Raw genomic sequence first — 22061 nt, 5'->3', positions numbered from 1 at the left:
TACCCCTCTTCAGTTTGTAACCCGCGTTACAGGACCAGCCCTTGGTCCTGGCCTATGGTCATGTCTACACGGTGCGGGCGGGCGGTCTGGTGTTTGTCGCTCCTTTGGCCGGGCCGCCCGCGCCGCACCACCTGCACAACCGCAAGGAGACAACCGACATGACCGCGCCCCGCATGACATCCATCATCATCCCCGCCCTGGCCCTGCTGGCCGTGGTGGCCCTGGCCGCCCCGCAGCAGCTGGCCGTGATTGCCTACAAGGTGGCGCTCATCACCATCGCGGGCGTGGCCGGATACTGCCTGGACCGCGCCCTGTTCCCGTATGCCCGGCCCCATGAATATATTGGCCCGCTGCGCCGCCTTGGCCCCACCGCGCAGCCCCGGTTGTGGGTGCCATGCGTGGTGGCCCAGCTGCGCCGGGCCATGATCGTGGCCGCCGCCATGCTGGCCGTGGGCCTGGGGCTGTAGCCGTGCCCCGTCGCTGGGAAGAGTGGCTGCCGTGGCTGATGCTGATCTGCGCCGTGGCAAACCTGTTGCTGTGGGTGGCCGTTGCCAACGCCCAGGAGATCCCCCGCGCCGCCCATCAGTACCGCTCAACGCTCATCCGCTGCGCCCGCGCCGAGTGGGGGCTTAATGCGCCGGTGGCCACCTTTGCCGCCCAGGTGCATCAGGAGTCGCTGTGGCGGACCGATGCCCGCTCCCAGGCCGGGGCGCAGGGGCTGGCCCAGTTCATGCCCGCGACATCGGCCTGGCTACCCGAGGTGGCCCCGCACACGGGCGAACCCGCGCCGTACAACCCCGGCTGGGCGCTGCGGGCCATGGTCGCCTACGACCTGTGGCTGTGGCAGCGCATCACAGCCGTGACCGAGTGCCACCGCATGGCCATGACGCTCTCCGCCTACAACGGCGGTCTGGGCTGGCTCAACCGGGACAAGCGGCTGGCCGAGGCCAGCGGGCTGGATCCGGCCCGGTGGTGGGACCATGTGGAGACCGTCAACGCGGGCCGCGCCGCCTGGGCCATCCGCGAAAACCGGGGCTACCCGCGCCGCATATTGCTCACGCTCTCCCCTGTGTACGAGGCCGCCGGATGGGGCCGGGGGGTGTGCCCATGAGCCTGATGACCATTTTTTCTGCCGTGTCCACTGCCGTAACTGGCCGCTGGCGGATGATCGCCCTGATCCTGGCCGCCGTGCTCCTGGTGGGGTTGCTGACCGGCTACGCCGCGTGGCGCGGCTACCACGCCGGATACGAGCGGGCCGATGCCGAGCGCCGGGCCGAGGTGAGCGGGATCCGCGCGGACCACGCCCTGGCCCTGGCCGAGGCCGAGAGCCGGGCTCGGGCCATGCTGGAGGCCGAAACCGCGCGGACATATGCTCTGGAGCGGCAGTACCTGGACGCCACCAAAACCATCGCGGCCCAACGCCGCCAGATAACCAACCGGAGGATTGAGGATGCGAGTCGCAACGTTGCTGCTGTTGATGGCCGTTGCCTGTTCGGGCCTGATTGGGTGCGCCTCTACAACGAGGCCATCGGTGCCGGTGACAGTGATCGCGCCGTGCCCGGAGCCGCCCCCGGCCCTGATGCAGCGGCCACAGCCGCCCAGACCGCTGGTGCCTGGATACCACGAGGAGGCGGCCCGCTAATGCCCGCCGTCACACCGCAAGACATCCTGGCCCATATCCGCGACTACGGCGCGCGCTGCCGCGAGCTGGAGGCGCAGCTCAATGGGCTGATCGACTGGGCCGAAGGCCGCCCGACGCGGGAGGAGACATGGAAGTGACCATCCCCATGTGGCAGCTGCTCATGCTGTCGGCTACCGTGCTGCTGTCGTTTTTCGGCTTCGTGTTCGCGGTCTGGAAGATCGTCAGCAAGCTGTCCATGGCTCTGGCAAGTTCCCGCGCGGACAGCGCGCGGAGCACAGCGGACACCGCCCACGACAAAGCGTGTGCTGCCGAGTGTCTGGCCCAGGACAATGAGAAAAATCTACTCAGGCTGCGCGCCGAGCTACCACTCGAATACGTGCGACGCGAAGATTTCATCCGCAATCAGACCGTCATCGAGGCCAAGCTCGACGCCCTGGCCGAGAAGATAGACAAAGGAGGCCCCCGTGGCTGTTGATCATGCCAAAGTCCGGCGCGAGCACATGCGCTGGATGCTCATCCTGACCCTGAACAACGCCCGGCCCATCGGCTGCTATGACGAGGTCGCCCTGGCCACGGTCCAAGGCGTGTACACCGACACCACCCAGATGGAGGTGCGTCGCGAGCTGGACTATCTGGCCGAGCGCGAACTGGTGGAGCTGGAAAAGCAGCCCGATGGCAGGTGGTTCGCCAGGCTCAACCGCCACGGCGTGGATGTGGCCGAGTACACCGTCAGCTGCGAGCCCGGCATAGCCCGGCCCGCCAAGTATTGGTAGGCGGCCATGGCAAAACGCTCCGCAGTACAGACCCTGCCAAAGTCCGTGAAAGAGTGGCTGGACCGAGCCCTGGCCGAGAACGGTTTTGCGGGCTACCAGCTGCTGGCCGACGAGCTGAAGGCGCGCGGGTATGACATTTCCAAGAGCGCCATCCACCGATACGGCCAGAAGTTCGAGGAGCGGCTGTCCAATCTCAAGCTGGCCAGCGAGCAGGCACGGGCCATCGTGGACGCTGCGCCGGACGACGAGAACACCATGAACGACGCGCTCATGCGACTGGTTCAGGAGCGGCTGTTCGGCGTGCTCCAAGACATCGAAATCGACCCGAGCAAGATCAACATCGGTTCCCTGGCCAAGTCCATTGCCGAGCTGGGCCGGGCCAGCGTGACACAGAAAAAGTGGATGGCCGAGGCGCGCCAACAGGAGCGTGATCGCGCTGCCGAATTGGTGGACGAGATGGCCACAGCCCAAGGCATGACCGAGGATCAAGCCCGATTCTGGCGAGAAAAAGTTCTGGGTGTCCGATGAACGATCAGCTTGCTCCCTTGGGAGACGTGCTTCGCGTCCTGTCCTTTGACGAACTGCCGCCCAGGGTCCGCGAGATACCTGAAGGCTTTGACCCCTTGGCCGAAGGGGTACTCATGGACCACCAAGTGGAGTGGATCAAAGACCCGTCCGATTTCAAGGTGGAGGAAAAAGGGCGGCGTACAGGCATCACCTTCGGCGAGGCTCTGGATGACACCATCACTGCATCCTCCAGGCGAGACGCCGAGGGCGACAACGTCTACTACATCGGCGACACCAAGGAAAAGGGCCTGGAATTTATCGGCTACTGCGCTAAGTTCGCCCGGATTATCGCCCAGGCGCAGAGCCTGGGTTTGTCCGGCATCGAGGAGTTTCTGTTTGAGGACCAGGACGGGGAAGGCCACACCAAGCACATCAACGCCTACCGCATTCGGTTCAGCTCGGGATTCCAGATTGTAGCCCTGTCCAGCCGACCGGCCAACATTCGCGGTTTGCAGGGCATCGTTGTCATAGACGAGGCCGCTTTTCACGCCAACGTCCAGGCGGTCATAGAAGCCACTACCGCTCTGCTGATTTGGGGTGGCAAGATCAGAATCATTTCTACCCACAACGGCAAGCGCAACCCGTTTAACCAGCTCATCAAGGACATCCGCGCCGGGCGCTATGGAGCTGGTGCCACAGTGCATACCCATACTTTCGACATGGCCGTGGCCAATGGCCTCTATGAACGCGTCTGTCTGATGAAAGGCTGGACCGCCAGTGAGAAGGGCAAGCGGGCTTGGTACGACCGCATCCGCAAACGCTACGGCCCGCGCCGGGCGGCCATGCTTGAGGAGTTGGACGCAGTGCCGCGCGACTCCGGCGGACAGTCCATCCCCGGCGTTTGGATTGAAGAGGCCATGCGAGAGAAGCGGCCCGTTCTACGTATCGCCCTGGCTGACGATTTTGCCCGCCGCCCGGACTGGGAGCGTCGGGAGTGGGCCGATCACTGGATCGCGGGGAATATTACTCCGTTGCTGGCGGGCCTTGATCGCCGCCGTCAGCATGTTTTTGGTCAGGATTTCGCCAGACACCGGGATTTCAGCATCATCACTCCAGCGGAGATAGCCCAGGATTTGCGTCGCCGAGTGCCGTTCATGGTCGAGATGCATAACGTCCCCACTCGTCAGCAGGAACAAATTTTGTGGAACATCATTGACGGGTTGCCCAGGTTTTCCGGTGGAGCCATGGACGCTACAGGCAACGGCGCGATTTTGGCCGAGTACACAGCGGACAAGTACGGCCATGATGTAATTCAGCAGGTGCAGATGAATATCGCATGGTACCGGGCTTGGAACCCCAAATTCGTGCAGGCATTTGAGGATGGGATGTGGGATCTCCCCCAGGATGCGGATGTGGAAAGCGACCTGCGGACTGTCGAAGATATTGACGGCATCCCGCGCGTCCCGTCCATCCGGGTTCAGGACATCAAAGACCCGGAACTCTACCGCCATGGAGACGCTGCCAGCGCACTAACCTTGACGTGGTACGCCTCCAGCAACCGAGTGGAGGAAATATTCGCCTACCACCCCGTCCGCCGCCGTGATCCCGACGACGATAACCAAAACCGGCCAGTGCGGGTCACTGCCGGATTCCGCCGAGGAGTGCTGTAATGCCCACATTGTATGACCATCTGGGACGGCGGATCGAATTGTCCGCCCTGCGTCGGGAACATGCGGCTCCGAGCCTGACCGGCATCCGCACGGCCTGGTCGGGCGAGTCCGTGGCCCAGGGCATGACTCCGGCCAAGCTGGCGCGCATCCTGCGGGCCGCAGCAGACGGCGATGCCCTGGAATACCTCATCCTGGCCGAGGAGATGGAGGAGCGCGACCTGCACTATGCCTCGGTGCTCTCCACGCGCAAGCGCGCCGTGGCCGGTATCGAGCCCTCTGTGGAGGCAGCCAGCGACGATGACCGCGACGTGGAGATAGCCGACGCGGTGCGCGAGCTCATCCGCGCGCCGGAGTTTCCCGGTCTGGTCACGGACATGCTCGACGCCATTGCCAAGGGCTTCGCCGCCGTGGAGATAATGTGGGACACCAGCGGCTCGGCCTGGACTCCGCGTGAGTACGTGTGGCGCGATCCGCGCTTTTTCGTCTTCGACCGGGCGTCGGGCCAGCACCTGCGGCTGCTGGACGAGGGCGCGACCTTCGAGGGCCGCCCTCTGCCGCCGTACAAATTCGTCACCCACCTGCCCAAGATCAAGTCCGGCCTGCCCATACGGTCCGGGCTGGCCCGGCTGGCCGCCGTCAGCTGGATGTGCAAGTGTTACACTATCTCGGACTGGATGGCGTTTGCCGAGGTGTTCGGCATGCCGCTGCGGATTGGCCGCTACGGCGTCAACGCCTCGGACCGCGACATCGAGACCCTCAAGCAGGCCGTGGCCAACCTGGGATCGGACGCCGCCGCCGTGCTGCCTGACTCCATGCGCATCGAATTTCAGGAGGCGGCCAAGGCGGCGGGCGGGCCGGAGCTGTTCCCCCGCCTGGCCGAGTGGCTGGATCGCCAGGTGTCCAAGGGCGTGCTGGGCCAGACCATGACCACGGACGACGGCAGCTCCCAGGCCCAGGCCACGGTGCATGACGACGTGCGCATGGACATCGTCGCCGACGACGGGCGGCAGGTGGCGGCGTCCCTCAACCGCGACCTGGTCAAGCCGTATGTGGATCTCAACTGGGGACCACAGCAGTGTTATCCGCGCGTGGTGATCAGGCCCGAAGACCCCGAGGACATCGCGGCGCTGGCCGACGCGCTGAACAAACTGGTGCCGCTGGGCGGGCTGGGCATCGAGGCCAGCGTGGTGCGCGACCGCCTCGGCTTCCCGGACCCCGGACCGGACGCTGTGCTGCTCGGACAGGCCATGTCGGTGGCACCGGACATGCCAGCCCAGGCCGCCAACCGCAGCCGGGCGGTCAACCGCGCATCCCAGGCCGCGCGGGATGCTGGACCGGACGCGGAGCATGACGAGCTGCTGGACGTCGCCATGGCCGATTGGGAGCAGCTCATGCGGCCCGTGCTGGACCCGGTGCAGTCCCTGGCCGACCGGTGCGCCAGCTACGAGGAATTCCTGGCCGGGCTGCCCGGCCTGCTGGGCGAGATGAACGCCGATGCCCTGGTGCGGTCCCTGGCCCTGGCCACCTTCACGGCGCGCGGCCTGGGCGACGGCGGGGAGTAGCGCATGGCCGTCAACTTTCCCGGCCCGGTGCCCAAGGAGGCCCTGGAGTATTTTCGGTCCAAGTCGGTTACGCCGTCCTTTGATCACCGCGATGTCTGGCGCGAGGAACATGCCACTTCCTTTACCGTGGCCAAGGCCATGCAGACGGACATCCTGACCGATATCCGGGCCGAGGTGGACCGCGCCCTGCGCGACGGCCGCACCTTCCGCGACTTTGCCAAAGACCTGACCCCGACGCTGCAGCGCAAGGGCTGGTGGGGCGAAAAGGATATGGCTGATCCCCTGACCGGCAAAACCCGGCGCGTGCAGCTGGGCAGCCCGCGCCGTCTGCGGGTGATCTACGAGACCAACATGCGCACGGCGCGCGCCGCCGGGCAATGGGAGCGCATCCAGCGCACCAAGGACTCGCTGCCGTATCTGCTCTACCAGCTCGGCCCCTCGCGCGAGCACAGGCCGGAGCACGTGGCCTGGCACGGCCTGCTCTTGCCCGTGGACGATCCGTTTTGGATCAGCCACATGACGCCCAACGGCTGGGGCTGCAATTGCCGGGTGCGTCCCGTGAGCAAACGGGAATACGAGCGGCTCCAGGGCGAAGGCGTGCGCGCCCCGGAACCGATGCAGGAGATCAACCCCGACACCGGCCTGCCCACCGGGCATATCCAGGCGTCCAGCGTGCCCGTGCGGACCACGCCGCCCCCGCCACAGACCCGCGAGTGGGTCAACCGCCGCACCGGCGAGGTGCATCAGGTACCGGTGGGTATTGATCCAGGCTGGGACTATAACCCCGGCGCTGTGGGGCGGCTGGCCTCCGGGCTGGATCAGGCCGCGCAGAAGCTGGCGGCCACCGGGCGCGACATCGCGGCAGCCTCGGCGCGGGCCATGGCCGCCGGGCCGTCCTTCGACGCCTGGGCCGCATCGCCGAAGGGGGATTATCCCATCGGCGTGCTCAAGGATGAGGACGCGGCCCTGGTCAAAGCCGGTGCGCGGGTGGTGCGCCTGTCGCCCGATACCATGGCCAAACAACTGCGCGAGCATCCCGAGCTGGTCATCGGCGAGTATGCCTCGGTCCAGGATGCCCTGGACCTGGGCGAGCGCATCCAGGATGGGCTGCGCAGCCTGATCTATCTGCTGGAGACGGACGGGTATGTCGCGGTGGTCAAGGCCACCCGGACGGGCAAGGCTCTGTTCATGACGAGTTTCAGGCGGCTGCCGTCCAGCGACGCCAAGCGGGACGTCGAGCTGCGCCGCCTGAGGGCCAAACAAAAATGAGCCCTGCGAACAGGGCTCATTGTGAGCTGACCGGCGGGGCCTCCCTGCCCGGACCAGGTCCGGCAACCCCGCATGGCACTCCGGCGCAAGCGCCGTGTTACGGCCGGGAGATTCATCACCGTGTCGCGGCCAGCTAGTATATGTGTACGACCGATCAACAACCGAGTCAATGCCGTGGTCGCGAAAAACGGCCTACAACGAACCCAAGCCCCTTCGCCCGCGCCTTGGGTCGGCCAAGGGACCGAAAGTGCCGCCAAGGCCGTTCATGAATCGATGTGAACGCATCGTGAACGCATCCAGACGGCGGGCATGATGGCCCTCTCGCCCGCAGTTTGATCCCAGCCCTCTGATCGCACCCCGGCAATTTCTAACCTCGGTTACAAGACCCCGCCCCAAACCTGCGCCATGCTGGGCGCATGAAACATCAATTCGTAGCCCTGAATGTGGAACTCCCCAACGGCGCGCCCGAGTGGGTGGAGTTGATCCCGGCCGGTCCCAATGTCCAGGGGGTGGACGGACGCAGCTGGTACTCCGGCCCTGAACAGGTGCGGGCCGTTCTGGCCGCTTTCGCCGACCGTGGCCTGCCGTATCCCATCGATTGGGAACACTCCACCGAGTACCGCGCGCCCAAGGGCGAGGAGGCCCCGGCCGCCGCGTGGATCGTCGAGCTGGCTGACCGCCAGGGTGCGCTCTGGGGCCGCGTAGAATGGACGCCGCGCGCCAGGCAGCAGGTCGAAAACCGCGAATACCGATATCTCTCGCCCGTGTTCGCATACACCAAGACAGATCGCAAAATCCAGGCCCTCCTTTCGGCGGGCCTGACCAATACCCCCAACCTGCGCCTGACGGCCTTGAATCGGAACCAGGCGCGCAACATGGAGGACGATGACATGAAAAAGGCACTGTGCCGCCTGCTCGGACTGCCGGAAACGGCGACCGACCAGGACATCGAAGCGGCAGTCGCCGAGCTCAAGGGCGACACCGGCCGCGCCGCCAACCGCGCGCTGCCCGAGGGACTGCCCGAGGCTCTGGGACTGGCCGCCGGGGCGACCCCGGAACAGGCTCTGGCCAAGATCAGCGAAATGGCCAAGGCCGCCAAGGCCGCCAACACCGCCGGCACCACGCGGAGCGCCGACCCCGAGACCGCCGTGGATCTGGGGCGCTACGTGCCCAGGCCGGATTACGACCAGGCCATGAACCGCGCCCAGACCGCCGAGCAGAAGCTGGCCGACATTGAGGCCAAGGCCATCGGCGAGGATATCGAACGGTCCGTGAATCAGGCCATGGCCGAGGGCAAGATAGCCCCGGCCAGCCGCGAGTTCTACGTGGCCATGTGCCGCAAGGACGGCGGACTGGACGAGTTCAAGAAGTTTGCCGCCAGCGCGCCCAAGGTCATCGCCAACCCGGTCCTGCCCGACGCTCCCGCAGACAAGGGCGGCTCGTTGTCCGATGCGGACCGCGCCGTGTGCCGGTCGCTGGGCATCGCCGAGGGCGAGTACACCAAGAGCCTCAAGGCCGAGAACCCCAATGAAGGAGGCGCATGATGGCCCTCTCCGCTGATCGCAACACCGTTTCCCGCGAGGGGGTGGAGTTTCAGTTTCCCGTGGCGGCCTCCGGGCGCATCTACGCCGGGGGCATGGTCGCGCTGGATACCGATGGCAACGCAGTGCCCGCCTCGGCTGACGCCACGTTGACCGTGGTGGGCCGGGCCGAGTCCTCAGCCGACAACTCGTCCGGCAACGCCGGAGACATGGCCGTCACCGTACGGCGAGGCTGCTTCCACTACGGCAACAGCGCCGGTGCCGACGAGATCACCCGCGCGGACATCGGCTCCACCGCCTACGTTGTGGACGACGAGACCGTGGCCAAGACCGACGACACAGCCAGCCGCCCGGCGGCAGGCATCATCATGGACGTGGACGACTCGGGCGTCTGGGTCCGCATCTAGGAGGATACGATGATCATCAACCACACCACCCTGTCCGCCCTGTTCACGGGCTTCAAGGTATTGTTCAACAAGGCGTTCGAGGGCACGCGCAGCGACTGGGAAAAGCTGGCCATGATCGTGCCCTCCACGACCTCGCAGGAGGTCTACGCCTGGCTGGGCATGACTACCGGCTTCCGCAAGTGGGTCGGCGACCGGGTCGTGCAGAACCTGAAGTCGCACAATTTCACCATCGTCAACGAACCCTTCGAGAACACCGTCGGCGTTGCCCGCGACAACATCGAAGACGATCAGATCGGCGTGTACTCGCCGCTCTTCGCCCAGCTCGGCGAGGACGCGCGCACACACCCGGACACGCTCATCTTCGCTCTGCTTGCCGCCGGATTTGCCACCCGGTGCTACGACGGCCAGTACTTCTTCGATACAGACCATCCCGTGGTCGGCGCTGGCGGCGCTGTCACCAGCGTGTCCAACATGCAGGCCGGTTCCGGCACGCCCTGGTTCCTGCTCGACACCTCCAGGGTCATCAAGCCGCTCATTTTCCAGAAGCGCAAGGACTACACGTTCGTGTCCCTGGATAAGGAGACCGACGCCAACGTGTTCAACCGGCGCGAGTACCTCTACGGCGTGGATGCCCGCTGCAACGTCGGCTACGGCCTGTGGCAGATGGCTTTTGGTTCCAAGGCTGCTCTCGACGCCACCAACTACGGCGCGGCTCGTGCCGCCATGATGGGCATGAAGGGCGACAACGGACGCCCGCTGGGCATTCGGCCCACCACCCTGGTGGTGCCGCCCACGCTCGAAAAAGCGGCCCTGGAAGTGGTCAAGGCCGAGCGCAACGCCGACGGTGCGACCAACGTCTACCGCGATTCCGCCGAGGTGCTCGTCACCCCGTGGCTGGCTTAGGGGAGGTGACCGATGCCCGTGATCATCACTGCCAAGCATGATGGGTTCCGCCGTTGCGGCGTGGCCCATCCGGCCAAGCCCACCGAGCATCCCGACGACAGGTTTACCGAGGCCGAACTGGCCGTGCTCAAGGCCGACCCCAATCTGGTGGTTCACCAGGTCAAGGCCACGGCGGACGCCAAGGTCGTGGCCGATGCCAAGGTCTCGGCTGACAAGGTTGCGGCCAAAAGCAAGACCACGCCCAAGGGAACCGGGAAATAATCCATGAGCTACGCGACCGAAACGGACATCATCGCGCGCTACGGCCAGGACCAGTTGCTGGTCCTGGCCGACCGCGACGGCGACGGTCTGGCCGATGCCGAGGTGATAGCCGGTGGCCTGGCCGATGCCGATGCCGAGATCGACGCCTATCTGGCCAAGCGGTACGACCTGCCCCTGGCCGAGGTGCCGCCGGTGCTTACGCGTCTGGCCGTGGACATCGCCGTCTACCGCATGTGCGACACGGACGCCATGGCCACCGAAGGCCGCCGCAAGCGGTACGAGGATGCCGTGTCCCTGCTGCGCCGCATCGGCACGGGCGAGATCGCCCTGGGCCAGCAGCCTGAACCGCAAACCTCAAGCGGTTCGGCCAGCGTGGTGTCCGCCCCGCGCACCTTCCGCCGGGGGATCCGATGAGCGTCTCGCTGCGAGTGGACGACGCCGGGCTGACCCGCCTGGCCGAACGCATCAAGTCCCTGGGCGCGGCTGACACCCGCGCACTCATGGACGATCTGGGCGCGGAGGTTGCGTCCCAGACGCAGCGCCGCATTGATACCGAGAAAACAACCCCGGACGGCCAGCGTTGGCAGCCCTGGAGCGAGTCTTACGCCCGCACCCGGCACGGCAACCAGAGCCTGCTGGTGGCGCGCGGCGGGTTGTGGGACTCCATCCAGCACGTCGTCGGCCTCGATGGCCGGTCCGTGGATATCGGGTCGAACCTGGTCTACGCCGCCACGCATCAGCTCGGTCTGGACATGAGCATTGTCGGCTCCCGGCGTCGGGTGACCATCGCGGCCCGGACATACCTCGGCCTGTCGATTGAGAACGAGGCCGACCTGGAGGCCATCATGGACGACTTCGCCACCCGAACCATGGAGGACATATGAGCGTTCGCACCCTGCGGCAGGCCGTGGCCGATGCCATCAAGGCGGCCATGCCGAGCCTCAAGGCCTGCGCCACCCATCCGGGTCGGTTCGACGCCGGTGAGCTGGCCAGGCTGGCCACGCGGTCCCCGGCGATCTTTGTCGCCGTGCTCGGCATCACAGACCAGTCCGTGCAGCACGACGAGGTCACGGGCACGCTGACCTTCGGAGCATACGCCCTGGCGGGCGACAGCCACGTGGCAGACCGGGACGCCGCCGCCCTGGCCATGGTCGACGCCCTGGCCCTGCTGGTGCCCGGCAACCGCTGGGGGCTGGCCGAGTCCGTGAGCAACCCGGAGCGCGTCCGGTCCGAGAATCTCTACTCCGGTCAGGTTGATCGCATCGGCGTGTCCCTTTGGGCCGTGACCTGGCAGCAGCGGATGGTCATCGGCCAGACCATGGACGCCGCCGCCCTGGCCGCCCTGGACCTGTTTGCAACCTGTGACCTGCAATACCCCATCTCGGACGACGCGCCCGTTGCCGAGGATGCGGTGCAGCTGCCCCAAGAGGATTGATCATGCAGAATATTTTCGTCCAGCCCGCACCGGGCCGCCAGGTGCGCGCCCCCCGGACCGGCCAGGCCGTGCCCGCCCAGGGCGCGATCGTCCCTGCCACGACCTACTGGCATCGGCGTCTGCGCGACGGCGACGTGGTCCTGTCCACCGGATCGGCCATCGGTCAGGCCAAGGCCAAAACCAAGACCGACAAGGAGTAGTCCATGACCATCAGCTTCAACACCATCCCCGACAAGCTCCGCGTCCCTCTGGTGTATATCGAGTTTGACAGCTCGCGCGCCATGCAGGGCACTCCGGAAATCGACTACAAGACCCTGGTGCTCGGCCAGATGCTGGCCACCGGCACCGCCGCGCCCGGCACCCCGGTGCGCGTTCTGTCCGCCGACCACGCCGTGGCCCTGTTCGGTCGCGGCTCCATGCTGGCCGACATGTTCGCGGCCTGCAAGAAGGCCGACCGCTACCAGGAGACCTGGGCCATCCCGCTGGCCGATGCCGAAGCGGGAACGGCGGCCACCGGCACGCTGACCGTCACCGGCGCGGCCACGGCTGCGGGCACCCTCAACTGCTATATTGCCGGTCAGCGGGTGCGTATCGCGGTGGCCAGCGGCGACACCGCCGCCGAGGTGGCCACTGCCCTGGCTGCCGCCGTCAACGGCGATGCGGACCTGCCTGTCACCGCCCTGGCCGCCGAGGCCGTGGTCACCCTGACCGCCCGGCACAAAGGCGAGTCCGGCAACGATATCGACCTGCGGACCAATTACTACACCGGGGAGTCCCTGCCCGCCGGTATCGGCGTGTCCGTGGCGGCCATGTCCGGCGGTACCGGCAACCCGGACGTGTCCGCCGCCATCGCCGCATTCGGCGACGAATGGTGGAACGGCCTGGTCATGCCCTGGACCGATGCGGCCAACATGGTGGCGTTGGAAGCCGAGCTGGCCGAACGCTGGGGCCCCATGCGCCAGATGGACGGCATCGCCTACACCGCTGTGCGCGGCACCCTTGGCGAGGCATCGGCATGGAGCGCCGGGCGCAACATGCAGCTGGTCACCTGCCTGCCCACGGGCAAGGCGGCGTCCCCGCCCTGGGCGCTGGCCGCGATCTACGCCGTGGTCGCCGCCGCCTCGCTCTCGGTGGACCCGGCCCGCCCGCTGCAGACACTGACGCTGCCCGGCTTCCTTCCTCCGGCCAAGGGCGACCGCTGGACCATGGAGGAGCGCAACCTGCTCCTGTACGACGGACTGTCCACCTTCACGGTGGGCAGCGATGGCACGGCCCGCATCGAGCGCGCCATCACCACGTACCAGACCAACAGCTACGGGTTGGCGGACACCAGCTACCTGGACGTCACCACCCCGGCCACGCTGGGATACATCCGCTATGCCACCCGCGTGCGCATCACCAGCAAGTTCCCGCGCCACAAGCTGGCCGACGACGGCACCCGGTTCGGACCGGGCCAGGCCATCGTCACCCCGTCCATCGTCCGGGCCGAGCTGCTCGCCCTGTTCCGCGAGCTGGAGGAGAAAGGGCTCGTGGAGGATTTCGACCAGTACAAGGCCGATCTGCTCGTGGAGCGCAACGCGGACGATCGCAACCGTGTGGACGTCCTGTCCCCGCCCAACCTGGTCAACCAGCTCCGCATCCTCGCCGAGCAGATCCAGTTCATCATCTAAGGAGAATCCATCATGCAAGTCACCGGCAAGGCAATCATCCGTGTGGACGGCACCGAACTGCGCACGCAGGACGGCGCCACCCTCAACCCCGGCGGCGAGAAGCGCGAGGCGCAGGTCGGCAACGGCAAGGTCCACGGTTACAAGGAGGAGACCCAGGCCCCCGAGCTGGAGTGCCAGGTCTTCCACACCGCCGACCTGTCCCTGAAGGCGCTGGGCGCGATCACCTCGGCCACGGTCATGTTCGAGACCGACACGGGCGCGGTCTTTGTCCTGCGCGAGGCGTTTGTCACCGACGTGCCCTCGCTCAACGTCAAGGACGGCACCGTGGGCCTCAAGATGTCCGCTATCAGCTGCGACGAGGGGGCCTAGCATGGCCGACAACATCACCTTCCCCCTGGTCACCGGCCTGCCCGTGGGCGACGAGTTCCTGCGCGATGTCACCCTGCGCGAGGTGCGCGCGGGCGACATCATCGAGGCCCAGGAGGAGGCCGAGAAGCTGGTGCACACGCCGGGCGGTCCGGCCCTGGTGGCCAGCCCCACGCTCCTTGGCCTTGGTGTCCTGCGTCGCCAGATAGTGAGCATAGGCAACGTGCAGGGGCCGATATCCCTCAAGGAGCTCAAGCGGCTGACACCCCACGATCTCGGCATGATCCAGGCCGAGGCCGACCGGCTGGACGCCGCCGTGGCCATGGCCCTGGCCCGCCAGGGGGCGGACCGGGGGCGATCTGATGGGGCGCACGAATGACCTGGAGCGGCTCGTGCTGACCCTGGCCAGCCGCACCCGGTGGGCCGAGGCGGAGATTCTCGGCCTGCCGCTGCGGCGGCTGATCCGCTATCTCAATCACCTGAAGTGAGTCCCTGATGAGCAACCTGCGCACCTCCATATCCCTCGACCTGGCCGGCAACCTGGCGGCCAGCGCCAAACGCTACGGCGACGCCATGGCCTCCATGAGCCAGCGTGGATCCCGTGCCTTTGCCGGACTGCGCAGCGCGGCGGCCAGCGCCGGGCGTGGGCTCGACGCCCTGGGCAACCGCTACACCGCCCTGATAACGGGCGCGGCAGGCGCGGGCACAGCCAGGATGGTCATGGGTCTGCAAACGCGTTTCACCCGCCTGGGCATCCAGGCGTCAGCGTCAGCCGCGCAGATGGACGAGCTCAAGCGCAGCATCTACGAGACGGCCCAGATGTCGGACATCCGGGTGGATCCCGGTGAGATCACCTCGGCCATCGAGGCCATTGTCGAGAAAACCGGTGATCTCAAGTTTGCGGAAGAGAACGTGCGCAACATCGGCGTGGCCATCCAGGCGGCCGGGGCGGCTGGTGCCAGCATCGGCGAGCTCTTTGCCGAGTTCCAGAAGATGGGCATTGCCTCTTCTCGGGAGGTGTTGGAGGCGTTCGACACTTTGAACGAGCAGGGCAAGATGGGTGCGTTCACCATGCAGAATCTCGCCGCGCTTGGCCCTCGTGTGATCACGGCCTATACCGCGACAGGGCGAACCGGCGCGCAAGCTCTGCGCGAGATGGGTGCGGCCCTCCAGATGATCCGTATGGGTACAGGTTCGTCAGAGCAGGCGGCTACTGCGTTCGAGGCAGTGATGCGCACCATGACGGACCCGCGCAAGCTGAAAGACCTTGCCCGGTTAGGCGTCAAGGTCTGGGGTGATGACGATATTTTGCGCCCCGTCAACGAGATCATGGAAGAGGTCATCAAAAAGGCCGATGGCTCCACCCGCGCTCTGGCCAAGATTTTCGACGCCGAGGCAATCAGGGCATTCAACCAGGCTGCAGGTGAATTCAAACGGACCGGGTCGCTAGACAACCTGCAGAAGTTCATGGAGGTCCAGGGAGACGGGACAACGTCTCTGTCTGACTCAGCACGCGCCGCCAAGGATGCCTCTGCAGCTCTGACATCCCTGTACACAGCGTGGTCGAAGTTTGCGGACAGCAATCTGGCCACGCCTATCAGGGCCGTGGCCAGCGCGCTGGACACCCTGGGCTCGGAGGGCGCGGACACGGCCATGTCCGTGCTCGGCTATGGGGCGGCTGGCTTGGGCGCACTGGTCATGGCCCGCAAGGCGTATACCGGGGTGCGGTCCCTGTTTGGCCGGGGCGGCGGGCTGGCCGGAGCCGCTGGGGCGGCTGGCCTGGGTGGCATGAAGCTGCCGCTGCCCGTGTACGTGGTCAATTCCAAGATGTCGCTGCTGCCGGGCGAGATGGGCGGCGGCTCGACCAAAACCGGTCGTTCAGTGGCCAGTCGTGGGGCGCGATTGAGCGGTGCCATATCCGGCGCTGGCAAGTGGGCCGGTCGCGCCGGGGGCGCGCTGGCGCTGGCTGGCACGGGGTACGGTCTCTACAACGCCTGGACAGACGACGAGCTGTCGACCGGGCAAAAAATCCAGGCCAGCGGCGGTGCAGTGGGCAGCGGGTTGGGCGGCTGGGGCGGAGCCGTGGCCGGGGCACAGTTGGGAGCGGCCCTGGGCAGCATCGTGCCGGGACTCGGCACGGCCATCGGCGCGGCGGTCGGCGGCATCGGCGGTGGACTGGCCGGGGCCTGGGCTGGCGGCAACGTGGGCGACCGGCTTGGTGAGCTGTTGAGCCAGTGGACCGGCGCGGAACCGGCCAAGGCCACCCTCGACATCACGGTCACGGATGACCGTGTCAAGGTCAGCCGGGTCAATCAGCGCGGTTTCGATAATGTCGACGTGGACACCGGCCCCTACATGCCGGGGGTGGGCCGGTGAGCTGGCGCGACATGCTGCATGACGCCTCCTTCCGGGGCGTCGCCTTTTTCGTCGAGGCACACACCCTCACCGGCGGGCGCAGGCTGGTCCAGCACGAGTATCCGCTGCGCGATCTGCCCTACGCCGAGGACATGGGCCGCAAGGGCCGTATGTACAGTGTGGAGTGCTATCTGCTCGGAGCGGACTACCTGTCGCGTGCCGACGAGCTCATGGGTGCGCTGGAGGAGGGCGGGCCAGCCACCTTGGTTCATCCCTATCTCGGCTCCAGGCGTGTGGCCGTGGCCGAGTTCTCGCGCCAGGAGTCCACCCGCGAGGGCGGCCTGGTGCGCTTCAAGGTGTCCTTTGTGGAGACCGGCGACAGCGCCGAGCCGGATTCGGTCCGTGACACCTCCTGGGCGGTCGGCGCGCAGGCGGATCAGGCCGGGCTGACACTGCAAGAGGATTTTGCCGAGACTTGGTCCACCTCCAAGTTTTCGGAGTGGGTGCGCGAGTCCGGCATCGTGTCGGTGCGCAGGGGTGTGGCCTCCATCCGCAGCGCCGCCGAGCTGGCGGCCCTCCCGGCCATGTCGGCCTCCACGCTGTTCGCCCAGGCCACCGCCCTGCATGGCGACGTGACCTCTCTGGTCGGCATGCCGCAATCCCTGGCCTCCCGCCTGTTGGGGCTGATTTCTTTTTTGGGCAGTTCCTCCGGAGGCACTGTCGGATGGTCCGCCCAGTCGGCCCTGGCCAGTCTCTACTCCGGGGCCACTCCGTCCACCGTCGTGCCCGCAACGCCGGGCCGGATACAAGCCGCTGCCAACGATCAGGCCGTGACCGATCTGGTGCGCCGCGCCGCGCTGGTGGAGGCGGCCAGGGGCAGCGCCACGCTGGAGTACGAGAGCTACGACCAGGCCGCCGCCCTGCGCGATTCGCTGGCCGATGCCCTGGACACGACTGCCGCATCAGCCCCGGACGCCGTCTATCTGGCCCTGACCGACCTGCGCACGGCCATGGTTGTGGACATCACCGCCCGTGGCGCGGACCTTGCCCGGCTGGGCACGTGGACACCGACCTCCACCATCCCGGCGCTGGTCGTGGCCCACAAGATATACGGCGACGCCGGGCGCGCCGAGGATATCGTGGCCCGCAACCGGGTCAGGCGGCCTGGAGCCGTACCCGGCGGCATGCCCCTGGAGGTGTTGGTCGATGCCTGATCATGACGTGCGGCTCAAGGTCGACGGCACGCTGTATGGCGGCTGGACCTCCATCACCATCAATAGGTCCATGGAGCAGGTGGCGGGCTCCTTCGAGCTGGCCGTGTCCGAGCGATGGGCCGGGCAGGACGTCGTCCGCCCGATCAGGCCGGGCATGACCTGCTCTGTGCTGGTGGACGGCGCGCCGGTCATCACCGGCCACGTGGACGACGTGTCCGTGGATTACGACGCCAGATCGCACACGGTCACCGTGTCCGGCCGCGACGCCACCGGCGACCTGGTGGACTGCTCGGCCCCGTCGATCCAATTCTCCGGGCGCACCCTACCGGGCGTGGCCCGCGAGCTGTGCGCGCCATACGGCATCGGGGTGAAGATCGAAGCCCCGTGCGCCGCCGCTTTCCAGCGCCTCAAGAACAACGAGGGCGACTCAGTCTACGAGACACTGGAGGCCGCCGCCAGGGTCCGCGCCGTGCTCCTGCTCTCGGACGGCCTGGGCAATCTGGTCCTGTCGCGGGTTTCGTCCTCGCGGGTCTCCACCCCGTTGGTCCTGGGGACCAACATCCTGTCGTGCGGCGCGCGCTTTTCCGGGCGCGACCGCTATTCGGTCTACACGGTCAAGGGCCAGTCGTCCGGCTCGGATGATTGGTTTGGCGAGTCCGCAGCCCAGCCCGCAGGCCAGGCCCGCGACAAGGGCGTGGGCCGCCACCGTCCGCTGACCGTGCTGGCCGAGGAGCAGATCGACCCGGCAGCGGCTGCGGAGCGCGCCCAGTGGGAGCGCAACGTCCGCTATGGCCGTGGCCGGACCATGACCGTGACCGTGCGCGGCTGGTCCCACGCGGGCGGGCTGTGGGCTCCCAACCGGCTGGTCACGCTCCGGGACGCCTTTATCGGGGTGGACCAGACGTTGCTCATCTCGGGCGTGTCGCTGATCTTGTCCGGCCAGGGCGAGCTGGCCGAGCTGACCGTGTGCCCGCCCGAGGCGTTTGCCCTGCTGGCCCTGCCCGAGCCCGACGAAGACGAGGGATTGATGTGATGCGCGCACTCTCCAAACTCCTGGCACCCATCCGCCGCCGCCTGTCCATGGTGGTGACCAGGGCGGTGATCACCCTGACCGACGATGGCGCGCTGATGCAGGCAATGCAGGCCCGGCTGCTGGCTGGCGAGGTCATGGACGGCCTGGAGCGATTCCAGGAGTACGGGTTCACCTCGGTGCCGCATCCCGGTGCCGAGGGCATCGCCCTGTCCGTCGGCGGGCAGCGCTCCAACACGGTGCTCATCGCCGTGGACGATCGCCGCTATCGCCTCAAGGGCCTCAAAAACGGCGAGGTGGCCCTGTACACCGACGAGGGCGACCGCATCCATTTCGGGCGCGGCGGCATCGTCACGCTCAAGGCCGCCACCCGGCTGATCCTCGACACCCCCGAGGTGATCACGACCGGAGGCATTCGCGCCGCCGGAGACATCCTCGACCAGACCACCACAGGCAACACCCGGACCGTGCGCGGCATGCGCGAGGTTTACAACGGGCACACCCATCCCGGCGACAGCGGCGGCGTCACCGGCGGGCCGTATCAGGAGCAGTGATGGACGTACGGCTAATCTGGAAGGAGATGGGGGCCGACCTGGCCCTGGAGGGTCTCGACCTGGTCCGGGACGACGGCCTGCAGACCGCCGTGGTCCTGTCGCTGTTCATAGACCGGCGGGCCGAGGCGGACGACGTCATCCCGGACGGCACCGGCGACCGGCGCGGCTGGTGGGGCGACACCTACCCGGACATCATCGGCGACAAGTATGGCTCGCGGCTGTGGCTCCTGAGCCGCGAGAAACAGCTGCCGCGCGTGCTGGTCCGCGCCCGCGCCTATGCCGAGGAGGCTCTGGCCTGGATGCTCGACGACGGCGTGGCCCGCGCCGTCCGGGTCGAGGCGTCGTTTGTCCGCACCGGCGTGCTCGGCCTGCGCGTGGTTATCGAGCGCACAGACGGCTCGGACGCCGTCTACACCTTTGCAACCCTTTGGGAGGCGTGATGCCATTTGACAGACCGACCCTGGACACGCTCATCGCGCGATCTTCCGCCACCATCACCTCACGGCTCGGCGGAGCCGTGTCGCTACTGCGGCGCAGCGTGCTTGGCGTGCTGGCCCGCATGGACGCCGCCGGGCGGCACGGCCTCTATGGCTACCTGGACTGGATATCCAGGCAGATCATGCCCGATACGGCGGACGCCGAGATCATGGAGCGAGGGGCGTTCATCTGGGGCGTGGAGCGCACCGGCGCATCCACGGCCACGGGCACGGCCACGGTATCCGGCACGACCGGGGCAGTGGTGCCCGCCGGGACCGTGCTGCGCCGGGCAGATGGGGCCGAGTACAATGTCGTGTCCGAGGCCGTGCTCGCAGACGGAGCGGCCACGCTGGACATTCAGGCGTCCGTGACCGGCGCGGACGGCAACCTGGCTGCCGGGACAATGTTGTCCCTGCCCAGCCCCGTGGCCGGGGTGGTTTCGACTGCCGTGAGCAGCGAGGTGACCGGCGGAGCGGACGCCGAGCCTGATCAATCCCTGCTGGCCCGGCTGCTGGCCCGGATTCGCCAGGCCCCGCATGGCGGCGCGGATTTCGATTACAAGGCCTGGGCGTTGGAGGTGCCGGGCGTCACCCGCGCCTGGGTCTACCCGAAGGAGATGGGGTCCGGCACGGTCACGGTGCGGGCCATGACGGACGGCGTGACCGATGACGGCATTCCCGCCAGCGCAACGATTGCCGCCCTGCAGGATCACCTGGACGGCGTGCGCCCGATCACGGCTGACGTCTATGCCGTGGCTCCCATCCCGGTGCCTCTCAATCCGCGTATTGCCCTGGTCCCCAACACGGCGGCGGTCCGGGCGGCGGTGGCCGCCGAGCTGGCCGATCTGTTGCTGCGCGAGGCCGAGCCGGGCGGCACCATCCTCATCAGCCGCCTGCGCGAGGCCGTGTCCGTCGCGGCTGGAGAATCCGACCACGTACTGGTCAGCCCGTCCGCCAATGTCACCCACGCCACCGGCGAGATCGCCGTGCTCGGCACCACCACCTGGGAGGACATCTAGTGGCCCTGTCGTCTGACGATTATCTCGCGCAGCTGATGGCGCTGGCCCCTGTGGGCACGGCCATGCCTCAGGATTTGGGCAGCGTCTGGGTGCGCCTCTTGCGCGCCCTGGCCGACGGCATGGCCGACGTCGACGCGCGGGCAGACAACCTGCTCGACGAGGCGGATCCGCGCACCGCTCTGGAGATGCTCTCCGACTACGAGCGGGTCTGCGGCCTGCCCGATGGTTGCACCGGCGCGGCCACCACCCTGCAGGAGCGGCGCAGTCGCGTGGTTTCGGTGTGGACGGCTCGGGGCGGGCAAAGCCGCGCCTATTTCCAGAGACTGGCCGAGGGGCTTGGCTACGCCGTGACCATTGATGAGTTCCGCCCGTTCATCACCGGCCTGTCCCGTTGCGGCGACACCCTGAACGGTGCGCCGACAATCCGCCACACGTGGAGGATGCGCGTCCACGGGCCGCGCGTGACCTTTTTCCGCGCCGGGGCATCCGCCTGCGGCGACAAGCTCGGGGCCATCGCCACGGCCGAGGACCTGGAATGCATCCTGTCCCGCCTGGCCCCGGCCCACACAACCCTGATCTTCGCATACGAGGAGGAGTGATGCAGTACGTACCCCCCATTGGCGGCGCACCCGACGACAGCTACGTGGACGCTGTCCCGGCATCCGGCATTGAAGGCTCTGCGGTTTCAGCCGCCGCCATCGAACACGCGCAGCGCGAGATAGTCAACGTCATCACCACCGCCGGGCTCGAGCCCGACAGCGGCGACCTGACCCAGCTGGCCACGGCCATCGCAATGCTGATCCTGGCCGCCCAGGACGACACCGAATACGCCCCGGCCAGCCATCTAGGCACCCAAGCATATGCGGCCCACCCCACCATCGAAACCGACTACATCGACGCCAGCGCGCTGCTGCCCACCGAGGACGGCGGCGCGGCCAGCGGGGTGATCGCCACCGCCACCCACGGGCAGCGGTATGGCTACCGGGCGCTGCCCGGCGACGCGGACGCAAGCGTGGAGATCACCTACCCCATGCCCGAGGCGTGGGATCGGGGGCCGATCAAACTCAAGGCCATCTGGACGCCGGGCGAGGGCGCAGCGGCTGGCGAGGACATGACCCTGGTGGCCCAGGCCGTGGCCCTGGGCGATGGCGAGAGCCTGGACGCCGCATATGCGGCTGCGGGCGTGACCATTGCGGATCAGGCCCAGGCAGTGGGCGCGGCCCATGTCTCGCCCGCGTCCGCCGAACTGACCGTGGAGGGCACACCGGCCCTGGGCAACCTGATCCACCTGCGCATCACGCGCGACGTGGACGCCGGGGCCACCCCCATGGCGGCGGACTGCCAGCTCATGGGCATCTGGATACAGTACACGTGCAACCAGGCCGTCACCGGCTGGTAGGAGGCTCT

General features: G+C 67.3%; 29 protein-coding genes. All 29 read left to right on the top strand.

Annotation, left to right across the window (positions count from 1 at the left end; genetic code table 11):
* Positions 1 to 41: 41 nt before the first annotated feature.
* The 29 genes from DAES_RS12175 to DAES_RS12035 all read left to right on the top strand — a co-directional run bounded on the left by DAES_RS12175 (position 42) and on the right by DAES_RS12035 (position 22053).
* A complete protein-coding gene (locus DAES_RS12175; RefSeq protein WP_049776404.1) occupies positions 42 to 467 on the top strand; it encodes a putative holin in 426 nt (141 codons plus the stop codon).
* A 38-nt stretch (positions 468 to 505) separates the two neighbouring features.
* Positions 506 to 1111 carry a transglycosylase SLT domain-containing protein gene (locus DAES_RS12170; RefSeq protein WP_013515329.1) on the top strand — a complete coding sequence of 202 codons (606 nt, stop codon included), beginning with the start codon at positions 506 to 508 and terminating at the stop codon, positions 1109 to 1111.
* On the top strand, positions 1108 to 1779 hold the full coding sequence (locus DAES_RS12165) for a hypothetical protein (RefSeq protein ID WP_236608410.1): 672 nt from the start codon (positions 1108 to 1110) through the stop codon (positions 1777 to 1779). The genes DAES_RS12170 and DAES_RS12165 overlap by 4 nt, the downstream gene beginning before the upstream one ends.
* On the top strand, positions 1770 to 2117 hold the full coding sequence (locus tag DAES_RS12160; protein WP_013515327.1) for a hypothetical protein: 348 nt from the start codon (positions 1770 to 1772) through the stop codon (positions 2115 to 2117). Before DAES_RS12165 ends, DAES_RS12160 begins: the two co-directional genes overlap by 10 nt.
* Complete coding sequence (locus DAES_RS12155; protein WP_013515326.1) at positions 2107 to 2415, top strand: hypothetical protein; 309 nt, start codon at positions 2107 to 2109, stop codon at positions 2413 to 2415. The genes DAES_RS12160 and DAES_RS12155 overlap by 11 nt, the downstream gene beginning before the upstream one ends.
* Positions 2416 to 2421: 6 nt before the next feature.
* A complete protein-coding gene (locus DAES_RS12150) occupies positions 2422 to 2943 on the top strand; it encodes a DUF3486 family protein (protein WP_013515325.1) in 522 nt (173 codons plus the stop codon).
* Positions 2940 to 4592 (top strand): hypothetical protein, encoded by a 1653-nt coding sequence (locus DAES_RS12145; RefSeq protein ID WP_013515324.1) that lies wholly within the window; start codon positions 2940 to 2942, stop codon positions 4590 to 4592. Before DAES_RS12150 ends, DAES_RS12145 begins: the two co-directional genes overlap by 4 nt.
* Entirely contained in the window at positions 4592 to 6154 is a 1563-nt protein-coding gene (locus DAES_RS12140) for a DUF935 domain-containing protein (RefSeq protein ID WP_013515323.1), read from the top strand. Before DAES_RS12145 ends, DAES_RS12140 begins: the two co-directional genes overlap by 1 nt.
* Positions 6155 to 6157: 3 nt before the next feature.
* Positions 6158 to 7423: a phage head morphogenesis protein gene (locus DAES_RS12135; protein ID WP_013515322.1), complete on the top strand. Its 1266-nt coding sequence runs from the start codon at positions 6158 to 6160 to the stop codon at positions 7421 to 7423.
* Positions 7424 to 7839: 416 nt separating this feature from the next.
* Entirely contained in the window at positions 7840 to 8967 is a 1128-nt protein-coding gene (locus DAES_RS16985) for a phage protease (RefSeq protein ID WP_013515321.1), read from the top strand.
* Complete coding sequence (locus tag DAES_RS12125) at positions 8964 to 9371, top strand: hypothetical protein (RefSeq protein ID WP_236608409.1); 408 nt, start codon at positions 8964 to 8966, stop codon at positions 9369 to 9371. Before DAES_RS16985 ends, DAES_RS12125 begins: the two co-directional genes overlap by 4 nt.
* A gap of 9 nt (positions 9372 to 9380) precedes the next feature.
* Positions 9381 to 10274: a Mu-like prophage major head subunit gpT family protein gene (locus DAES_RS12120; RefSeq protein WP_013515319.1), complete on the top strand. Its 894-nt coding sequence runs from the start codon at positions 9381 to 9383 to the stop codon at positions 10272 to 10274.
* A gap of 12 nt (positions 10275 to 10286) precedes the next feature.
* Positions 10287 to 10535, top strand: a complete 249-nt coding sequence (locus tag DAES_RS12115) for an HI1506-related protein (protein WP_013515318.1) — start codon at positions 10287 to 10289, stop codon at positions 10533 to 10535.
* A gap of 3 nt (positions 10536 to 10538) precedes the next feature.
* The gene (locus DAES_RS12110) at positions 10539 to 10949 is read left to right on the top strand and encodes a gp436 family protein (RefSeq protein ID WP_013515317.1); all 411 of its coding nucleotides are present in this window, start codon (positions 10539 to 10541) and stop codon (positions 10947 to 10949) included.
* On the top strand, positions 10946 to 11419 hold the full coding sequence (locus DAES_RS12105) for a phage virion morphogenesis protein (RefSeq protein ID WP_013515316.1): 474 nt from the start codon (positions 10946 to 10948) through the stop codon (positions 11417 to 11419). The genes DAES_RS12110 and DAES_RS12105 overlap by 4 nt, the downstream gene beginning before the upstream one ends.
* A complete protein-coding gene (locus DAES_RS12100; protein WP_013515315.1) occupies positions 11416 to 11970 on the top strand; it encodes a phage protein Gp37 in 555 nt (184 codons plus the stop codon). Before DAES_RS12105 ends, DAES_RS12100 begins: the two co-directional genes overlap by 4 nt.
* 2 nt (positions 11971 to 11972) lie before the next feature.
* Positions 11973 to 12170 carry a DUF2635 domain-containing protein gene (locus DAES_RS12095; protein WP_013515314.1) on the top strand — a complete coding sequence of 66 codons (198 nt, stop codon included), beginning with the start codon at positions 11973 to 11975 and terminating at the stop codon, positions 12168 to 12170.
* A 3-nt stretch (positions 12171 to 12173) separates the two neighbouring features.
* Positions 12174 to 13640, top strand: coding sequence for a phage tail sheath subtilisin-like domain-containing protein (locus tag DAES_RS12090; RefSeq protein WP_013515313.1), 1467 nt, complete (start codon positions 12174 to 12176; stop codon positions 13638 to 13640).
* Between the two features lie 12 nt (positions 13641 to 13652).
* A complete protein-coding gene (locus tag DAES_RS12085) occupies positions 13653 to 14009 on the top strand; it encodes a phage tail tube protein (protein WP_013515312.1) in 357 nt (118 codons plus the stop codon).
* A 1-nt stretch (position 14010) separates the two neighbouring features.
* A complete protein-coding gene (locus DAES_RS12080; RefSeq protein ID WP_013515311.1) occupies positions 14011 to 14385 on the top strand; it encodes a phage tail assembly protein in 375 nt (124 codons plus the stop codon).
* A complete protein-coding gene (locus tag DAES_RS18045) occupies positions 14369 to 14494 on the top strand; it encodes a hypothetical protein (protein ID WP_013515310.1) in 126 nt (41 codons plus the stop codon). The genes DAES_RS12080 and DAES_RS18045 overlap by 17 nt, the downstream gene beginning before the upstream one ends.
* Before the next feature lie 7 nt (positions 14495 to 14501).
* A complete protein-coding gene (locus DAES_RS12075; RefSeq protein ID WP_013515309.1) occupies positions 14502 to 16382 on the top strand; it encodes a phage tail tape measure protein in 1881 nt (626 codons plus the stop codon).
* Complete coding sequence (locus tag DAES_RS12065) at positions 16379 to 17575, top strand: DNA circularization protein (RefSeq protein ID WP_049776402.1); 1197 nt, start codon at positions 16379 to 16381, stop codon at positions 17573 to 17575. Before DAES_RS12075 ends, DAES_RS12065 begins: the two co-directional genes overlap by 4 nt.
* Complete coding sequence (locus DAES_RS12060; protein ID WP_013515307.1) at positions 17568 to 18608, top strand: phage baseplate assembly protein; 1041 nt, start codon at positions 17568 to 17570, stop codon at positions 18606 to 18608. The genes DAES_RS12065 and DAES_RS12060 overlap by 8 nt, the downstream gene beginning before the upstream one ends.
* On the top strand, positions 18608 to 19159 hold the full coding sequence (locus tag DAES_RS12055) for a phage baseplate assembly protein V (RefSeq protein WP_013515306.1): 552 nt from the start codon (positions 18608 to 18610) through the stop codon (positions 19157 to 19159). Before DAES_RS12060 ends, DAES_RS12055 begins: the two co-directional genes overlap by 1 nt.
* A complete protein-coding gene (locus DAES_RS12050) occupies positions 19159 to 19599 on the top strand; it encodes a phage GP46 family protein (RefSeq protein WP_013515305.1) in 441 nt (146 codons plus the stop codon). Before DAES_RS12055 ends, DAES_RS12050 begins: the two co-directional genes overlap by 1 nt.
* On the top strand, positions 19599 to 20654 hold the full coding sequence (locus tag DAES_RS12045) for a baseplate J/gp47 family protein (protein WP_013515304.1): 1056 nt from the start codon (positions 19599 to 19601) through the stop codon (positions 20652 to 20654). The genes DAES_RS12050 and DAES_RS12045 overlap by 1 nt, the downstream gene beginning before the upstream one ends.
* On the top strand, positions 20654 to 21253 hold the full coding sequence (locus tag DAES_RS12040; protein ID WP_013515303.1) for a YmfQ family protein: 600 nt from the start codon (positions 20654 to 20656) through the stop codon (positions 21251 to 21253). The genes DAES_RS12045 and DAES_RS12040 overlap by 1 nt, the downstream gene beginning before the upstream one ends.
* Positions 21253 to 22053, top strand: coding sequence for a hypothetical protein (locus tag DAES_RS12035; RefSeq protein ID WP_013515302.1), 801 nt, complete (start codon positions 21253 to 21255; stop codon positions 22051 to 22053). Before DAES_RS12040 ends, DAES_RS12035 begins: the two co-directional genes overlap by 1 nt.
* Positions 22054 to 22061: the final 8 nt, after the last annotated feature.

The organism is Pseudodesulfovibrio aespoeensis Aspo-2, from assembly GCF_000176915.2.
Taxonomy (GTDB): Bacteria; Desulfobacterota; Desulfovibrionia; order Desulfovibrionales; family Desulfovibrionaceae; genus Pseudodesulfovibrio; species Pseudodesulfovibrio aespoeensis.
This window is presented reverse-complemented; position numbering and strand designations above follow the sequence as displayed.

Excerpts from the sequence above, each read along its gene's own strand:
- DAES_RS12170 (WP_013515329.1), top strand. The coding sequence starts at position 506 with ATGCTGATCTGCGCCGTGGCAAACCTGTTGCTGTGGGTGGCCGTTGCC.
- DAES_RS12165 (WP_236608410.1), top strand. The coding sequence starts at position 1,108 with ATGAGCCTGATGACCATTTTTTCTGCCGTGTCCACTGCCGTAACTGGC.
- DAES_RS12160 (WP_013515327.1), top strand. The coding sequence starts at position 1,770 with ATGGAAGTGACCATCCCCATGTGGCAGCTGCTCATGCTGTCGGCTACC.
- DAES_RS12150 (WP_013515325.1), top strand. The coding sequence starts at position 2,422 with ATGGCAAAACGCTCCGCAGTACAGACCCTGCCAAAGTCCGTGAAAGAG.
- DAES_RS12145 (WP_013515324.1), top strand. The coding sequence starts at position 2,940 with ATGAACGATCAGCTTGCTCCCTTGGGAGACGTGCTTCGCGTCCTGTCC.
- DAES_RS12140 (WP_013515323.1), top strand. The coding sequence starts at position 4,592 with ATGCCCACATTGTATGACCATCTGGGACGGCGGATCGAATTGTCCGCC.
- DAES_RS12135 (WP_013515322.1), top strand. The coding sequence starts at position 6,158 with ATGGCCGTCAACTTTCCCGGCCCGGTGCCCAAGGAGGCCCTGGAGTAT.
- DAES_RS16985 (WP_013515321.1), top strand. The coding sequence starts at position 7,840 with ATGAAACATCAATTCGTAGCCCTGAATGTGGAACTCCCCAACGGCGCG.
- DAES_RS12125 (WP_236608409.1), top strand. The coding sequence starts at position 8,964 with ATGATGGCCCTCTCCGCTGATCGCAACACCGTTTCCCGCGAGGGGGTG.
- DAES_RS12120 (WP_013515319.1), top strand. The coding sequence starts at position 9,381 with ATGATCATCAACCACACCACCCTGTCCGCCCTGTTCACGGGCTTCAAG.
- DAES_RS12115 (WP_013515318.1), top strand. The coding sequence starts at position 10,287 with ATGCCCGTGATCATCACTGCCAAGCATGATGGGTTCCGCCGTTGCGGC.
- DAES_RS12110 (WP_013515317.1), top strand. The coding sequence starts at position 10,539 with ATGAGCTACGCGACCGAAACGGACATCATCGCGCGCTACGGCCAGGAC.
- DAES_RS12105 (WP_013515316.1), top strand. The coding sequence starts at position 10,946 with ATGAGCGTCTCGCTGCGAGTGGACGACGCCGGGCTGACCCGCCTGGCC.
- DAES_RS12100 (WP_013515315.1), top strand. The coding sequence starts at position 11,416 with ATGAGCGTTCGCACCCTGCGGCAGGCCGTGGCCGATGCCATCAAGGCG.
- DAES_RS12095 (WP_013515314.1), top strand. The coding sequence starts at position 11,973 with ATGCAGAATATTTTCGTCCAGCCCGCACCGGGCCGCCAGGTGCGCGCC.
- DAES_RS12090 (WP_013515313.1), top strand. The coding sequence starts at position 12,174 with ATGACCATCAGCTTCAACACCATCCCCGACAAGCTCCGCGTCCCTCTG.
- DAES_RS12085 (WP_013515312.1), top strand. The coding sequence starts at position 13,653 with ATGCAAGTCACCGGCAAGGCAATCATCCGTGTGGACGGCACCGAACTG.
- DAES_RS12080 (WP_013515311.1), top strand. The coding sequence starts at position 14,011 with ATGGCCGACAACATCACCTTCCCCCTGGTCACCGGCCTGCCCGTGGGC.
- DAES_RS18045 (WP_013515310.1), top strand. The coding sequence starts at position 14,369 with ATGGGGCGCACGAATGACCTGGAGCGGCTCGTGCTGACCCTGGCCAGC.
- DAES_RS12075 (WP_013515309.1), top strand. The coding sequence starts at position 14,502 with ATGAGCAACCTGCGCACCTCCATATCCCTCGACCTGGCCGGCAACCTG.
- DAES_RS12060 (WP_013515307.1), top strand. The coding sequence starts at position 17,568 with ATGCCTGATCATGACGTGCGGCTCAAGGTCGACGGCACGCTGTATGGC.
- DAES_RS12055 (WP_013515306.1), top strand. The coding sequence starts at position 18,608 with ATGCGCGCACTCTCCAAACTCCTGGCACCCATCCGCCGCCGCCTGTCC.
- DAES_RS12050 (WP_013515305.1), top strand. The coding sequence starts at position 19,159 with ATGGACGTACGGCTAATCTGGAAGGAGATGGGGGCCGACCTGGCCCTG.
- DAES_RS12045 (WP_013515304.1), top strand. The coding sequence starts at position 19,599 with ATGCCATTTGACAGACCGACCCTGGACACGCTCATCGCGCGATCTTCC.
- DAES_RS12035 (WP_013515302.1), top strand. The coding sequence starts at position 21,253 with ATGCAGTACGTACCCCCCATTGGCGGCGCACCCGACGACAGCTACGTG.